Origin of the sequence: Streptomyces chisholmiae (assembly GCF_031845445.1) — a bacterium.
GTDB classification, from domain to species: domain Bacteria; phylum Actinomycetota; class Actinomycetes; order Streptomycetales; family Streptomycetaceae; genus Streptomyces; species Streptomyces chisholmiae.
The window spans coordinates 1-446 of the sequence record NZ_JAVREO010000203.1; the positions used below are offsets into that span (position 1 = coordinate 1).

1 protein-coding gene is annotated in these 446 nt (G+C 61.9%); it reads left to right on the forward strand.

Features of this window, described 5'->3' with window-relative positions; all coding sequences use genetic code 11:
• Window positions 1-21: 21 nt before the first annotated feature.
• Window positions 22-446: hydantoinase B/oxoprolinase family protein (locus tag RM844_RS32820; RefSeq protein ID WP_311671083.1), on the forward strand; the 425-nt coding region annotated here is incomplete at its 3' end.

Consider the following 446-nt stretch of genomic DNA (forward strand, 5'->3'; position numbering starts at 1 on the left):
GTGTAGATCGCCGCCGGCGACGTGTCGTACCTGTCGTGCCACGGCGTAATCGCCTTCAGCGCGATCCTGCATCACCCGATTCGGTACATCATGAAGTACTGGAAGGACGAACCGACCGTCGGCGTCCACGAGGTCGACGGCTTCATCCACAACGACGCCAGGTACGGCAACGTGCACAACACGGATCAGTCGATGAACATGCCGATCATGCGCGATGGCAACATCGTCGCGTGGGTAGCCGCCACCATCCACGAAGGTGAGAACGGCGCGTGCGAACCCGGCGGTATGCCATCCGGGTCGGAGACGCCGTTCGATGACGGCTTGCGCATGAGCCCGTTCAAGATCGTCGAACGCGGCGAGCTACGCCGGGATCTGCTGACCTTCCTCCAGCATTCGGTGCGCGACCCGAAGCTGCAACTGGCGGACTTGAAGGTGAAGATCACTGC